12 protein-coding genes are annotated in these 15,080 nt (G+C 64.5%); 6 read left to right on the top strand and 6 right to left on the bottom strand.

Features of this window, described 5'->3' with window-relative positions; translation table 11 throughout:
* The first annotated feature begins 21 nt into the window (after positions 1–21).
* From BI344_RS14085 to BI344_RS14095, 3 genes are all read left to right on the top strand, one after another.
* The gene (locus BI344_RS14085) at positions 22–1,482 is read left to right on the top strand and encodes a GDL motif peptide-associated radical SAM/SPASM maturase (RefSeq protein WP_071113521.1); all 1,461 of its coding nucleotides are present in this window, start codon (positions 22–24) and stop codon (positions 1,480–1,482) included.
* A 207-nt stretch (positions 1,483–1,689) separates the two neighbouring features.
* The gene (locus BI344_RS14090) at positions 1,690–2,778 is read left to right on the top strand and encodes a tyrosine-type recombinase/integrase (protein WP_071113522.1); all 1,089 of its coding nucleotides are present in this window, start codon (positions 1,690–1,692) and stop codon (positions 2,776–2,778) included.
* Positions 2,779–2,850: 72 nt separating this feature from the next.
* Positions 2,851–4,116, top strand: coding sequence for an Hsp70 family protein (locus BI344_RS14095; protein WP_071113523.1), 1,266 nt, complete (start codon positions 2,851–2,853; stop codon positions 4,114–4,116).
* 47 nt (positions 4,117–4,163) lie between these two features.
* Here BI344_RS14095 and BI344_RS14100 read toward each other — a convergent pair whose 3' ends face one another.
* From BI344_RS14100 to BI344_RS14125, 6 genes are all read right to left on the bottom strand, one after another.
* Positions 4,164–4,517, bottom strand: a complete 354-nt coding sequence (locus tag BI344_RS14100; protein ID WP_071113524.1) for a hypothetical protein — start codon at positions 4,515–4,517, stop codon at positions 4,164–4,166.
* A gap of 205 nt (positions 4,518–4,722) precedes the next feature.
* Positions 4,723–5,733 (bottom strand): BMP family lipoprotein, encoded by a 1,011-nt coding sequence (locus tag BI344_RS14105; RefSeq protein WP_071113525.1) that lies wholly within the window; start codon positions 5,731–5,733, stop codon positions 4,723–4,725.
* Positions 5,734–5,968: 235 nt separating this feature from the next.
* On the bottom strand, positions 5,969–7,093 hold the full coding sequence (ddlA, locus tag BI344_RS14110) for a D-alanine--D-alanine ligase (protein ID WP_071113526.1): 1,125 nt from the start codon (positions 7,091–7,093) through the stop codon (positions 5,969–5,971).
* Positions 7,094–7,160: 67 nt separating this feature from the next.
* Complete coding sequence (locus BI344_RS14115; RefSeq protein WP_071113527.1) at positions 7,161–8,711, bottom strand: DNA recombination protein RmuC; 1,551 nt, start codon at positions 8,709–8,711, stop codon at positions 7,161–7,163.
* Between the two features lie 12 nt (positions 8,712–8,723).
* On the bottom strand, positions 8,724–10,412 hold the full coding sequence (gene recJ / locus BI344_RS14120) for a single-stranded-DNA-specific exonuclease RecJ (protein ID WP_071113528.1): 1,689 nt from the start codon (positions 10,410–10,412) through the stop codon (positions 8,724–8,726).
* A 6-nt stretch (positions 10,413–10,418) separates the two neighbouring features.
* Positions 10,419–11,414: a hypothetical protein gene (locus tag BI344_RS14125; RefSeq protein ID WP_071113534.1), complete on the bottom strand. Its 996-nt coding sequence runs from the start codon at positions 11,412–11,414 to the stop codon at positions 10,419–10,421.
* A gap of 208 nt (positions 11,415–11,622) precedes the next feature.
* Between BI344_RS14125 and BI344_RS14130 the strand changes: the two genes are divergently transcribed.
* From BI344_RS14130 to BI344_RS14140, 3 genes are all read left to right on the top strand, one after another.
* Positions 11,623–12,957: a M23 family metallopeptidase gene (locus BI344_RS14130; RefSeq protein WP_071113529.1), complete on the top strand. Its 1,335-nt coding sequence runs from the start codon at positions 11,623–11,625 to the stop codon at positions 12,955–12,957.
* A complete protein-coding gene (locus BI344_RS14135; RefSeq protein WP_071113530.1) occupies positions 12,957–14,060 on the top strand; it encodes an anhydro-N-acetylmuramic acid kinase in 1,104 nt (367 codons plus the stop codon). Before BI344_RS14130 ends, BI344_RS14135 begins: the two co-directional genes overlap by 1 nt.
* 58 nt (positions 14,061–14,118) lie before the next feature.
* Positions 14,119–15,080 (top strand): DNA translocase FtsK 4TM domain-containing protein (locus BI344_RS14140; protein WP_241499361.1); only part of this gene is annotated, 962 nt, incomplete at its 3' end.

A 15,080-nucleotide genomic window follows, 5' to 3' on the forward strand; every position in this document is an offset into this window, starting at 1 on the left:
CACCAGCCAAGGACATCTTCCATGCTAGACAGTCCTGCCGTACGCCCCGCCCGCTACCTCAGCGACGACGATTTCAAACGCTACACGCCCGTGCACGTGGTATGGGAAATCACGCTGGCCTGCGACCTGAAATGCCTGCACTGCGGCTCACGCGCCGGCCATCGCCGCCCCAGCGAACTGAATACCGCGGAGTGCCTGCAGGTGATCGACTCCCTGGCCGCGCTGGGCACCCGCGAGATCACGCTGATAGGAGGCGAAGCCTATCTGCGCAAGGACTGGACGCAACTGATCCGCGCCATCCGCGACCATGGCATGTACTGCGCCGTCCAGACCGGCGGCCGCAACCTGAATGCTGCCCGGCTGCAGCAGGCGGTGGATGCGGGTCTCAATGGCGTGGGCGTCTCCCTGGATGGACTGCCGCCGCTGCATGACAAGGTGCGCAACGTGCCCGGCTCGTTCGACAAGGCGGTCGATGCGCTGCGCCGAGCCAAGGCGGCCGGCCTCGCCGTCAGCGTCAATACCCAGATCGGCGCCGCCACCATGCCGGACCTGCCTGAACTGATGGACCGCATCATCGAACTGGGCGCCACTCACTGGCAAATCCAGCTGACAGTGGCGATGGGCAATGCGGTGGACAATGACCAGCTGCTGCTGCAGCCTTACCAGCTTCTCGACCTGATGCCCTTGCTGGCCCGCCTGTACAAGGAGGGGTTGGAACGCGGCCTACTGATGAATGTGGGCAACAACATCGGCTATTACGGGCCCTATGAGCATATCTGGCGCGGTTTCGGCGACGAGCGCGTGCACTGGGCCGGCTGTGCGGCTGGTCAGACGGTGATGGCGCTGGAGGCCGATGGCACCGTAAAGGGCTGCCCATCGCTCGCCACTGTCGGCTTCTCCGGCGGCAATGTCCGCGACATGACGCTGGACGACATCTGGCATCACAGCGAGGGCATGCACTTCGGCCGCCTGCGTTCGGTGGAAGATTTGTGGGGCTATTGCCGAACCTGCTACTACAACGACGTCTGCCGCGGCGGCTGTACCTGGACCTCCCACTCTCTGCTAGGCAAGCCGGGCAACAATCCCTATTGCCATCACCGCACGCTGGATCTGCAAAAAAAAGGCCTGCGCGAGCGCATAGTCAAGCTGCAGGACGCCGCCCAAACTTCTTTCGCAGTCGGCCGCTTCGATCTCGTCACCGAAGAAATCGCCACCGGCAAGGTGGTCAGCCAGATCAGCCGCAGCGGGCAAGTCATAGAGTTGGCCTGGAAGAATCAGGGCAAACGGGCACCGGAGACCGGCCGCCCTCCTGCCGCGCTGGCGATTTGCCGCAGCTGCAAGCAATACATCCAGCCCGATGAAACCGCCTGTCCACATTGCTCCGCCGATGTGGTCGCGGCGGAGCAGGCCTACCGGCAGGAAGAAGCCAATCGGCAACAGATTATCGGCAAGCTGCAACGTTTGCTGGGCATGGATTCTTAATCAGTCGCCAATCAGAGCTGCCAAGGACAGCGCGGCGGTGCCAAGGAAGCGCCGCCGCGCTGTTTTTATCAGGCCTCATCGGTCAGCAAGCTCGCCATGCCCGGGCAGCCGTCCAGCCGCCAAAATCAAATATGAAGTTGGCGGGGAACAACCTGCGCATGCCGAGTTCCCTTACAATCCAGCCCTGACCACCACACTCGATTCGCCATGCTGCCCGACACCCCCCGCCTGCCGCCTGCCACGCCGCTGCTGATCCAGGCCCAGTCCGACGGCCAAGCCGTGCTGACCTGGCTGGCCGAGCACGCCGACAAGCCTGCCACCCTGGCCAGCTACCGCAAGGAAGCAGAGCGGCTGCTGCTGTGGCTGAATGGCAGGCAGCAGAACCTGGCCCGGCTGAAGCGGGAAGACGTGCTGGACTACCAGCGCTTCCTGGCCTCCCCTTACCCCGCGGAGCAATGGATAGGCCCGCCGCGCCCGCGCAGCCATCCGCAATGGAAGCCATTCAGCAAGGGTCTGACGCCGCAGAGCATTGCCCACAGCCTGACCGTGCTCGGCGCGATGTTCGCTTATCTCAACGATGCCGGCTATCTGAACGGCAACCCGTTCAAGCTGCTGCGCCGCCGCAGCCGCCGGCAAGCCGGCGCAGAGGTGGAACGCTTCCTGGACGCGGCCTGCTGGCTGCATCTGCAAGCCACGCTGGAACAGCTGCCGCGCGGCAACGCCAAGGAAATCCGCCACGCCGAGCGCGCGCGCTGGCTCATTACCCTGCTGTATCTGACCGGTGCCCGCCGCAGCGAAGTGGCCGGCGCCAAGGCCGGCGACTTTGTCCGCCGCCATGGCAACTGGTGGTGGAATGTCGTCGGCAAGGGCGATGTTTCCGCCAGGATACCCTTGTCTGACGAACTGATGGCGGCATATGGCCGCTACCGCCGAAGCCTGGGCCTCGCGGCCGACATCGCCGCCGACGACGAGACCCCGCTGGTTTGCCGCATCGGCGAGAAAAACCGCCATGAATCGATGTCGGACAAGGCCATCTACCTGATCTGCAAAGAAGTGTTCTCCCGCGCCCGCCAACACGCCCCCAGTGACGAAATACGCAGCCAGCTAACCCTCGCCAGCACCCATTGGCTGCGCCATACCGCGGCCAGCCATCAGCTGGAAGCGGGCATCCCCTTGCTGCTGGTCAGCCAGAACCTGCGCCACGCCAGCATCCAGACCACTCGCCGCTACCTGCACAGCGAAGAGGATGCCCGCCATCAGGCCAACCAGCTGCACCGGCTCAAGCGCAAAGACTGACGCGCCTCCCCTTCCCATGCCGCGCCTTTCCGCGTACCATCGCGCCTCTTTTTATTTCAAGGAGATGCCTGAATGACGCCCCAAACCGCTGCCCGCGCCTGCGGTATCGACTTTGGCACCTCCAACTCCACCGTAGGCTGGCTGCGCCCCGGCCAGGACACGCTGCTGCAACTGGAAGACGGCAAAATCACGCTGCCGTCGGTAGTGTTCTTCAATTACGAGGAAGACCATTCCCGCTTTGGCCGGGAAGCGCTGCGCGAATACATAGACGGCTATGAAGGCCGCCTGATGCGCTCGCTGAAAAGCCTGCTGGGCTCCAGCCTGATAGATGGCCAAACCGAAGTGCAAGGCAAGGCGCTGCCCTTCCGCCAATTGCTCACCCTGTTCATCAGGGAACTGAAGCTGCGCGCCGAAGCCAATGCCGGCCGCGCTTTCGACGAGGTGGTGCTGGGCCGCCCCGTGTTCTTTGTCGACGACAATCCCCAGGCCGACAAACTAGCCGAGAGCACGCTGGCCGACATCGCCCGCCAGGTGGGCTTCAAGGACATCTCCTTCCAACTGGAACCTATCGCCGCGGCATTCGACTACGAAGCCTCGGTGCGGAAGGAAGAACTGGTATTGATCGTCGACATAGGCGGCGGCACTTCGGACTTCACCCTGATCCGCCTGGCCCCGGAACGCAGGACGCAAGCGGAGCGCCGCGACGACATCCTGGCCACCGGCGGCGTGCACATCGGCGGCACCGATTTCGACCGCCAGCTCAGCCTGCATGGCGTGATGCCGCTGTTCGGCTTCAAGACCCGGCTGCGCAACAACGCCGAGATGCCGTCCAGCCAGTACTTCAATCTAGCCACCTGGCACACCATCAACTTCGCCTACACCCGCAAGGCCTGGATGGACTTGCAGGACGTGCACCGCGACGCGGCCGAACCCGGCAAGCTGGACCGCTTGTTCCGGCTGATCCAGCAGCGCGCCGGCCACTGGCTGGCGATGGAAGTGGAAGCCGCCAAGATCGCGCTGTCCGACCAGGACAGCCATCGCATGGCGCTGGACCCCATTGAAGCCGGCCTGCGCTGCGACCTTGGCCGGCTGGATTTTGAAGCCAGCATCGGGCAGATGCTGGACCGGGTCGCCGCCACGGTCGGCAAACTGCTGGCGGATGCCCAATTGCAAGCCGACGCCATCGACACGGTATTCTTTACCGGCGGCTCCAGCGGCGTGCCCGCCCTGCGCGCCGGCATCCGCGCCCTGCTGCCCAAGGCGCACCACGTGGAAGGCAATCTGTTCGGCAGCATAGGCAGCGGCTTGGCGATCGAAGCGATGAAACGCTACGGGTAATAAAAAACGCCGCGAATCGCGGCGTTTTTTATTTAGTCTTTTCTAATTCATCCCTGCGCTTTGCGGCGCGGGGATTTCTTTTTTCCCTGCGGCGGCAGCTCAAAATCGAACAAAGTGCCGGTGCGGCCGGTCTGCGACTGGCACGCTATCATCAGCGCGCGGTTGATCGCCTCTTTCTTGCTCACGCCCCACCACTCTATCATCTTGTCCAGCGACTTCTGCGCGTCGCGGCTCAGCTCCACCGTCACCGACAGCTCCTGCAGCCGGTTGCGCCGCATCTCGCGGCTGCGCCGCTTGCGCTCCGCCACCGTCATCGCCCGCTCTCCCAGCGGCTTGCGGCCTGGCTTCTTCTGCACACCGCCGATCAGGTCGAAGGTGTAATGATCGCAAGGGTCTTTCATGGATGGGTGACGGGTCACGGCTATTTTGACGAGGGGCGCAAGAATACCATAAAGCCGCCATTTGCGCAGGCCGGCAAGCTGTTGCAGGGGAAATATACCTTCATCATCGAGCTTGACTCTGCGGACAAGCGGCGGCCGCAGGCCACGGCGGGCAAGAAAAAGCCCCCGCGAACAACGGGGGCCCGGATCGGGAACTGGCTGAAAATCAGTTCACCGGACAGCTGTTGGCGGCGCGGTAATCCACCACCTTGATCTTGCCGGCGATGATGTCCTTGCGGGCGGCCACGATCTTCTTCTCCATTTCCGGCGTGATCAGCGGGCGGTTGTACTTGTCCAGCGCCCAGTCCACGCCGTTTTCCTTCAGGCCCATCAGCTTGACGCTCGGCTTCCAGGCGTTGTTCTTGGCGTCGCGCATGGTTTCATACACGGCATTGTCCACGCGCTTGACCATAGAGGTCAGCACCACGCCCGGCTGCATGTAATTCTGGTTGCTGTCCACGCCGATATAGAACTTGCTGGAAGCCTTGGCGGCCTGGATCACGCCGACATTGGACAATGCCGCCGCGGCGAAGATCACATCGGCGCCGCGGTCGAATTGGCTCTTGGCCAGTTCGTTGCCGCGCGAAGGATCATTGAAGGCGGTGTGGGTGGTACCCAGCATGTTCTGCAGCACCACGGCTTTCGGGTTCACATAGCGCGCGCCCTGAGCGTAACCGCAGCCGAAGGCGCGGATCAGCGGCACGTCCATGCCGCCCAGGTAACCCACCTTGCCGGTCTTGGATTTCAGCGCGGCGGCCATGCCCACCAGGAAAGAGCCTTCCTGCTCCTTGAAGGCGATGCTCTGGACGTTGGCGCCTTTGGCTACCGAATCCACCAGGGTGAACTTGGTGCTGGGAAACTCCTTGGCCACGGTCTCGATGGACTGGGTGTAGGCGAAGCCGACCGCCACTACCAGGTCGACGCCCTTGCGCGCCATATTGCGCAGAACCTGCTCTTTTTGCGCATCATTGCTGGGTTGACCTTCGCGGTAATCGATCTTGAACTCCTTCTTGAAGCGCTCTGCGCCATTGAAGGCGGCTTCATTGAAGCTCTTGTCGAATTTTCCGGCCTGGTCGTACACCACGGCAACGGAGAAGTCCTTGGCCAGCACCGGGCTGGCGAGCAGGGCGGCGGCTACGGCGCAGCCTGCGGTCTTGATCGCAAACGTCATTTTCATCAGCTTTTCTAGTAGTAGTTTTGAGATGGCTTGCCAGGCCGGCAACGCCGGGCTGGCGCTTCAAAGAGGAGGCGGACCGTGCCCGGCGCACCCCAGAGACAGCGCCGGACAGGACGAAACGGAATCGCAAGCGGACGCCACGCGGGCCGCGCTTACAATTCGCCAATTGAAGCGGCGAGATTCTACCCAGCGCCACCCCTCGTGTAAACAAATATAGATAAACCCGCCGTAAAACTTAAACCGATGTCTGCTCCGCCACAGGCAGGGAGGCGTTGCGGCACAGGCCCCGCTCCCGATCGCCCCGCGCCAGCGCCAGTTCGATCAGCGACGTGATCAGATCGCGGTAGCTCAGGCCGGCAGCCTGCCACAGCTTGGGATACATGCTGATGTTGGTAAAGCCGGGCAAGGTGTTCAGCTCATTGACCACGATGTCGCCGTCCGGCGTGAGGAACACATCCACCCGCGCCATGCCGGCGCATTCCAGCGCCTGGAAAGCCTGGATCGAGACCTGGCGGATGCGCTGGCAGGCCTCCTCGGAGATATCTGCCGGCACGATCACCCTGGCGCCGCCCTCGTTCAGGTATTTGGTGTCATAGGCATAGAACTCGTCGCTCAGCACGATCTCGCCGCAGCCGCTGGCTTGCGGACTCTCGTTGCCCAGCACCGCGCACTCGATCTCGCGGCCTGCCACCGCCTGCTCCACCAGCACCTTGTGATCGTAACGGAAAGCCTGCGCCAAAGCGGCGTGGAATTCCGCCTGGTCGCGGACCTTGCTCACGCCGACCGACGAGCCTTGATTGGCCGGTTTGACGAACAAAGGCAACCCCAGTTGCGCGACGATGTCGGCGTAGCCGGGCTGGCCCGCGCGGCCGCTAATCAGGGCGACAAAAGGGGCGACTTTCAGCCCGGCGTCGCGCAACAGCCGTTTGGCCACATCCTTGTCCATGCATAGCGCAGAGCCCAGCACGCCGGCGCCGACGAAGGGAATGTTGGCCATTTGCAGCAGGCCCTGCAAGGAACCGTCCTCGCCCAACGAGCCGTGAACGATGGGAAAGACAACATCAACTTGCGCCAGCGGATGGAAAGTGCCGGCAGCCACCAGCTGCCGCCGCCCTTCTCCCAGAAGCAGCGCCAGGCCCTGTCCGGACTGCCGCAGCGCAATCCTGCCAGGATCATCCGCGTGCAAGAGAAAGCTGGAAGCCTGGCTGATATGCCAGCGCCCCTGCTTGTCGATGCCGATCAGCGAAACGTCAAATTTTTCGGCATCAATGGCGTCAAGCACATTGCGCGCCGACTGCAGGGAAACCTCATGCTCCGAGGAGCAGCCGCCGAATATCAGACCTACCCGAACCTTGCCCATTCCCGTTCCCACGCCATTTCAAAGCGAAAATGATACCAAAACGCGACCACTCAAGACATGGAACGCCCTATTCCTCGTCGTCGCCTTCCAACTGCACTGGCGCGGTCAATTGCTTGTTGTTGCGTATGCCAAGCTTGCGCAGCCGCTCCGCGCTGCTCATCAGGTTGCCGCGGCCGCTGGAGAGCTGGCGCATGGCGTCGCCAAAGGTGTCGCGGCCGGCATCCAGCTGCTTGCCCAGCTTTTCCATATTGGCGACGAAGCCCGCGAACTTGTCGTACATAGCCCCGCCCTGGCGCGCGATCTCCTGCGCGTTCTGGTTCTGGTATTCGTAGCGCCAGATGCTGGCGACAGTGCGCAGCGTGGCCAGCAGCGTGCTGGGGCCGACTATCATGATCCTCCGCTCGAAAGCCTCGTTGAACAAACTCATGTCGCGCTGCACCGCCAGCAGGTACGCCGGCTCCACCGGGATGAACATGAATACGAAGTCCAGCGTGTTGAGCTTGTACAAATCCTGGTAGCGCTTTTCCGACAACGCGCGGATATGGGTGCGGATCGCGGTGATGTGGGCCTTCAGCTCCGCCTCCCGCACCGAGTCGTCCTCCGCGGCGGTGTAACGGACATAGGCGTTGAGCGACACCTTGGAATCCACCACCAGTTGCTTGCCTTCCGGCAGGTCTATCACCACGTCGGGCTGGTAGCGCTTGCTGCCGTCCTCGGTCTCCAGCGTGTCGGACACCTGCACCCGGTATTCGCGATCGCGGGACAGGCCGGAGGTTTCCAACACCTTCTCCAGCACCATCTCGCCCCAGGTGCCCTGCGCCTTGCTGCTGGCGCCGGTCAGCGCGTTGGTCAGCGCCACCGCGTCGTCGCCCAGCCGGGTGTTGAGCTCCTGCAGACGCTTCAGTTCGGCCTCCAGCGACAAGCGCCCCTGGCTATCCTTCTCATAAGTATCCTGCACCAGCTTGCCGAAGCCCTGGATGCGCTCATGCAGCGGATTCAGCAGCGCGCCCAGATTCTGCTGGTTCTGCTCGGTGAAGCGCTTGGACTTTTCCTCCAAGATGTCGCTGGCCAGGTTCTTGAACTGCTCGGACAGGGTCTGGCGCGCCTCCATCAACAGGCTCAGTTTCTCTTGGTTTTGCAGCCGCTCCTGCTCCAGCGTGGTGGCCAGCTCCTGCTCGCGCGCCGTCAGCCGGGTGATCTCCACCCCCTGCTGCTGGCTGCGCTGCTGCAAGGCGTCCAGCAACCTGCCCTGCTCCTCGCGCATCGCCAGCTGTCCGCCGATTTCACGCAACTCTTTTTGCAAGCCAGCCAGCGCCTGTTCGCGCTCGACCAGCTGCTTTTCCAGTTCCGGCACCCGCTGCGAACGGGCAATATAGGCGCCCAGCTGGGTCTGGCTGTCGGCCAGCTGCAGGCTTTGCGCCTGCATGGCCTGAGTGGCGGCCTGCTCGCGGCTGCGAGCCTCGTCCAGCTGTTGCCGGCCGGCGTTCAATTGGGCCTGCAGATTGGCGGCCTCCTGCTGCAACGCAGCCAGATCGCGCGCGCTTTTGCCGCGGCCGGCAAACCAGGCCCCGCCGCCGCCCAACAGGCCCAGCAATAGGCCGATGATCAACATTTCCATATTCCCGCTCCCTTACACCACCGCCCAATGCTGCAGATACACCTGCAACTCCTTGCGGCCCTGCCATTCATTGGCGATCAGCTGATACACCGCCGAGATGCGGTCCGGCAGCCAGTCGGCGTGGTTGAACAGCATGGCGTCGAACTCCTGGCCTTCGCGCGCCAGCCGCAGCTTCAGGTGCTTGTCGCCCACCAGCTTCTGATTCACCACCATGAACTGGTCGTGGAAGTACGGCACCGGGAAGCCCTGGCCCCACACTTCCGCCGCCAATTGCTCGGCCAGCTGCAGGCTCAGCTCGCGCGCCGGCAGGCTGCCGTCGGTTTCTATGGTACGGGTCAGCTGCTTCTCGTCCAGCAACTGCTGGGCCACCGCTTCGAAGGCCTGCTGGAATTCGCCGAAGCGGCTTTCGTCCAGCGTCAGGCCGGCCGCCATCGCGTGGCCGCCGAACTTGAGGATCAGCCCGGGATGGCGCTTGTAGACCAGGTCCAGCGCGTCGCGCAGGTGGAAGCCGGGAATCGAGCGGCCGGAGCCTTTGATCTCGCCCTCGTCGCCGGGGGCGAACACGATGGACGGACGGTGGAAGCGCTCTTTCAGCCGCGAGGCGACGATGCCCACCACCCCCTGGTGCCAGTCGTCGCGATACAGCGTGAGGGTATAACGGTGTTCGGGATCGATGGACGACAGCACCGCCAGCGCCTCGTCCTGCATGCCGTGCTCTATGCTGCGCCGCTCGCGGTTGAGCTTGTCCAGCTCCTGCGCCAGCATCATCGCCTGCTGCTCGCTGCCGGACAGCAGGCAAGCGATGCCCAGGCTCATGTCGTCCAGCCGGCCGGCGGCGTTGAGGCGCGGCCCCAGGGTGAAGCCCAGATCGAAGGTGTTGGCCTTGTAGCTGGCGCGCCCCGCCACCTTGAACAACGCGGCGATGCCCGGCGCCATCCGCCCGGCGCGCATGCGCTTGAGGCCGTTCTCCACCAACGTGCGGTTGTTGCGGTCCAGCCGCACCACGTCTGCCACCGTGCCCAGCGCCACCAGGTCCAGCAATTCGCCCAGATTGGGTTCGGGCTGCGCGGCGAAAGCGCCGCGCCGGCGCATTTCGGCGCGCAAGGCCATCAGCACGTAGAACATCACGCCGACGCCGGCCAGGTTCTTGGACGGGAACTCGCAGCCAGGCTGGTTCGGATTGACGATCAGCGCCTGCGGCAGCGTGTCGCCCGGCAGGTGGTGGTCGGTCACCAGCACCTCGATGCCGCGCGCGCGCGCCGCGTCCACGCCGGCCACGCTGGCGATGCCGTTGTCGACGGTGACGATGATGTCCGGCCGTTTCTGCGCCGCCAGTTCGACGATTTCCGGCGTCAGGCCATAGCCGTACTCGAAGCGGTTGGGCACGATGAAATCTATCACCGCGCCCAGCGCGGACAGGCCCTTCACCGCCACCGCGCAGGCGGTGGCGCCGTCGGCGTCGTAATCCGCCACCACCAAGAGGCGCTGGCGGGCGGCGATGGCGTCGGCCAGCCGGCAGGCCATCGCCTCGGCGTTCTTCAGGTTCTGGAATGGCAGCAGGCCCTTGAGGCCGTAGTCCAGCTCGGCGCTGTCGGCGATGCCGCGCGCCGCGTACAGCCTGGCCTGCAGGGGAGTAAGGCCTTGCTGCAGCAGCGTCTGCTGCAAGGGCGCGGGAACTTCACGGGTGACGATCTGCGACATAGGCTCTCAGTACAGCGCTGCCAAGGGCAGCGCGCGTTTCCAGAATTTCCACAGATCGGCGGGCTTCACTTGCAGCTCGAAGCCGGCCGGACCGGTGGCGATCAGATTCAATTCGGTTATCCGGCGCTGGCGCACGGCGCGCAGCAACGGCGCAAACCAGTCCCGCTCCAGCCGCTGCAGTCCCTCGCGCCAGCCCCAGGCGTCACGGTATTGCGCGGCGGCCTGCAGCGCGTCCAGCATCAGCAGGCAGTCGCCGTCCAGCGGCAGGCCGTCAAAGGCGAAAGGCGCGGAATCGACCGCCATGCCGCTGCGCATGGCCAGCAAGGCCAAGGTCTCGTCGTCGGCCAGCAGGCTGGGGGCTGGCGCGCTCCAGGCTGGCGCGCTGCCCTCGCCCCACAGCCATACGCTGTTGATCGCCAGGTCGCCGCGCAGTTCCCTTTCATCGTTGAGCGGCTGCGTGTAGAGCAGCATCTGCAGCTCGTTCAACATGCGGCTCCAGGCCAGGCCGTGCTCGCCTTGCGGCAGGTGGCGGTTGATGTCCTCTCCCACCACGTCCCACAACGGATCAAAGCTCGCCGCCAGCGGTTGTTGCACGTTCAGCAGCCAACGGCCCGGCCGCAGCGGATGGAACGCCAGGCCATCCTCGCCGAAATGGCGGTTGAGGGCGTCGATCAGCGCTTGCGCCTCGTCCATGGCGATCTGCATCACGCCGACATCGGCCAACAGCGCGCGGTCGCGATCCACCCGCAAGTGCACCGGATCGGCGAACAACCACTCGCCTTCGCCCGCCAGCCCGGCCTGCGAAGCCGCCAGGCCGGCCAGGCCGGCAGGCGCGCCGCCCCACAAGCGCCCGACGCAGGCCGACAGGGTCTGCTCCCGCCGAGACAGGCGCCCTTTGCCCAGCAATTGCTGCAAAGCCGGCAACGGCAGCGACTTGCTCACCTCGCCGCCATCATGCGCGTCCAGCCAGCTCAGGCCGGGGAACAACAGGGTTAATTTCATATTCTTGTCAGATGGATTGCGGATTTCCGTCATTTTGACCATGGGGCATTTGGCGGGTGCGTCATTCTGCGGCAAACTGACCGCTTTTGCCGGAACTATCGCGCCGCCCGCCCAATCAATCATGCTTGGCGCTGGCTCCGCCGATGCGACGGCGCCAGCCACTGATCAATATTTATGCACGGCAGGCCGCAGCCTGCCCGGAAAAGTGATGGATTATCGCAAACTGCTACACATCCCGCAAAAGTGCGCGTCCCGGCTGATCAACCACCACCTCAGTTGGCTGGGCGTCGCCGCCTGCCTGCCCATGCTGGGCACCGTCACCGCCTTCGGCGTGGCGGTGGGGGCCAAGGAAACCCGAGCGCCCGAAGTGGTGCGGCAACAAATCACCGAACGTCTGGCTCTGCCGCAATTCAAGTTCGCCGACAGCCAGACCCGCTACTGGCGCGATGAAAGCATCAAGCGCGGCGACACGGTGGCCCGCGTGCTCAACCGCGTCGGCGTGCGTGACAAGGAAGCCAACGCCTTCCTGTATACCAGCCCGCTGGCCAAGAACCTGCTCAGGCTCAAGGTCGGCGCCACGCTGACGGTGCAGACCAATGATGCCGGCGAGCTGTTCGGCCTGCGCTTCCTGCAGGACGACGACAACGGCGAACAAGTGCTGGTGGCGCTGGAAAAGCGCGACGGCAAATGGCAGGCCAGCGCCGATCCGGTCGCGGCGGAAAGCGTGGAGACCGTGCGCTCCATCACGCTGAAAGGCGGCGCGGCGGCGGAGCTGGCCGCCGCGCGAGTGCCGGCCGACATCCGCAACCAGTTGTCAGAAGTATTCGCCGACCAGTTCGAGCTATCCAGCCTGCAACCCGGCGACCGCATCAACCTGGTGTACGAAACCATGGTCTATGCCGGCGCCGCCATCGCCAGCGGCAATCTGCTGGCGGTGTCGATCGAACGCCAGGGCAAGCTGCATCAGGCTTTCTATTTCGCCCACGACAGCGAAAGCGGCGCTTATTACGATGCCGCCGGCAAGCCGGTGAAAAAGGGCTTCAGCCGCCAGCCGGTGGCCGGCGCGCGCATCAGCTCCGGCTTCGGCCTGCGCATGCATCCGGTGCTGCACGCGTTGCGCATGCACTCCGGCATAGACTACGCCGCCAGCGCCGGCACGGCCATCGTGGCGCCGGCCGATGGCGAGCTGGTGAAGGTGACGCGCGAAAACGGCTACGGCAATGTGGTGATGATCCGCCACAACGCCAAACTGTCCACGCTTTACGCGCACATGAGGGCTTTCGGCAAGGGCATCAAGGCCGGCGGCAAGGTCAAGGCCGGCGATGTGCTGGGCTATGTCGGCAGCACCGGCCGCGCCACCGGGCCGCATCTGCATTTTGAGGTTAGAATCAATGATCAGGCGGTGGATCCCGCCACCAACGCCCTCCCCACTCCCGGACTCGGCAAGACCCAGCTGGCCCAATTCGGCGCCAAGCGCCGGGAATTGAGCGCGCGGCTGGATCTGTTGCAGAATATCCCGGTCAACGTTGCGCAGATCGACTGATGAGCGACCTATATATTGGAATGATGTCAGGCACCAGCCTGGACGGCGTGGACGCCGTGCTGGTGCGCTTCGACGCCGCCGGCCGCCCGACCCTGCTGGCCGATCACGCCATCCCCTATCCGGACGAGGTGAAAGCCGAGGTGCTGGCACTGCAGCCGTGCGGCGACAACGAGCTGGACCGCAGCTCGCGGCTGGCGAATCGTCTGGCGGAAATCTACGCCAGCGCCGCGCGCGAGCTGCTGGAAAGCGCCGACCACCATCCGGCCGACATCCACGCCATCGCCTGCCATGGCCAGACCATACGCCACGCACCGCACGCCGGCTACACCATCCAGCTGGGCAATATGTCGCGGCTGGCGGAGCTGGCGGGCATCGACGTGATCGCCGACTTCCGCAGCCGCGACGTGGCCGCTGGCGGCCATGGCGCGCCGCTGGTGCCGGCCTTCCAGCGGGGCGTGTTTTCCTCTCCCGACGAGCGCCGGGTCATCCTCAATATAGGCGGCATCAGCAATCTGGCGCGGCTGCATCCGGGCCGGGAGGCGATAGGCTTCGATTGCGGCCCCGGCAATATGCTGATGGATGCCTGGAGTCTGCGGCATACCGGCCGGCCTTACGACGACGATGGCCGCTGGGCCGCCAGCGGCCAGGCCGATCAGGCGCTGCTGCAATCCATGCTGGCCGAGCCCTATCTGCAGGCTCCGCCGCCCAAGAGCACCGGCCGCGACCTGTTCGACGACAACTGGCTGGCGCGGCAACTGGCGACGCAGGCCGAAGCGCCGGCCCCGGCGGACGTGCAGGCCACCCTGCTCGCCTTGAGCGCGCGCAGCATCGCCGACGCCATCCTTCGACATTGCCCGGGCAACCAGGCGGTATACGTCTGCGGCGGCGGCGCGCGCAACGGCGCGCTGCTGGCCGAACTGGGCAGGCTGCTGGCCGGTCAGCGCATTGCGCCGATAGAAGCGCTGGGCCTGCCGGCGCAGTCGATAGAGGCCATCGCCTTTGCCTGGCTGGGCTGGTGCTTCAACCAGCGCCGCGCCGGCAACCTGCCCGCCGTCACCGGTGCCGCCGGCCCGCGAATCCTGGGGGTTCTGCATCCTCGGTGAGGTGAAACACGGCACATCAGGCTATAATCAGCGACTGTCATAGCCAAATATGAGAAAAATGCGATTTTTCAAGCGCAAAGCCGTAGTCAAGAACACCCAGACGCCGCTGCCGCCGCAGCTGGCCGCCCTGCTGCGAGAAGCCTGGTGGCTGCTGATGGCGGTGGCGGCGGTGTATCTGGTGCTGGTATTGGCCAGCTACTCCCCGCTCGACCCGTCATGGTCCCATAGCTCCTCCGACCCTACCGTGCGCAATTACGGCGGCGCTTTCGGCGCTTGGCTGTCGGACATGCTGCTCTACGTCTTCGGCCTGTCAGCCTGGTGGCTGGTGGTGTTTTGCCTGGTGGCGATAGCCTGGGGCTACCGCCGCATGGAATCGCTGGGCTTCAAGTTCAGCCCCATCACCATGGCGGCGGTGGGCGGATTCTTTCTGCTGCTGTTGTCCAGCGCCAGCTTCGAAGCCATCGTGCTGGAAGGCAAGGCGGTGACGCTGCCGCTGGAAGCCGGCGGCATGCTGGGCCACTTCATCGGCAAAGGCATCTCTCACGGGCTGGGGCTGTCCGGTGCCTATCTGTTGTTGGGCGTATTGTCCGCCATAGGTTTCTCGCTGTTCACCGGCCTGTCCTGGCTGGACCTGATGGAACGCATCGGCGCGGCGCTGGAAGACGGCGCGTTGCGCCTGTGGCAAGGCTGGCAGGCGAGGAAGGACCGCGAGATCGGCAAGGAAATCGCGCAAAAGCGCGAAGAGAAAGTCTCCGTCGCCAAGAAGAAGATCGAGGAAACCACGCCGGTGCGCATCGAACCGCCGGTGCTGGAGGTACCGGTATCGGCCAAGGCGCACAAGCCGGTGCAGCAGTCTCTGTTCGCCGATCCCAAAGACGCCGCCCTGCCCGGCCTCAGCCTGCTGGACGCCGCCAAGGAGCAGCAGGAGCCGGTATCGCAGGACACCGTGGAATACACCTCCCGCCTGATCGAGCGCAAGCTGGCCGACTTCGGCGTGGACGTCAAAGTGATCGCCGCCTA

The sequence above is a fragment of the Chromobacterium sphagni genome, assembly GCF_001855555.1.
Taxonomy (GTDB): Bacteria; Pseudomonadota; Gammaproteobacteria; order Burkholderiales; family Chromobacteriaceae; genus Chromobacterium; species Chromobacterium sphagni.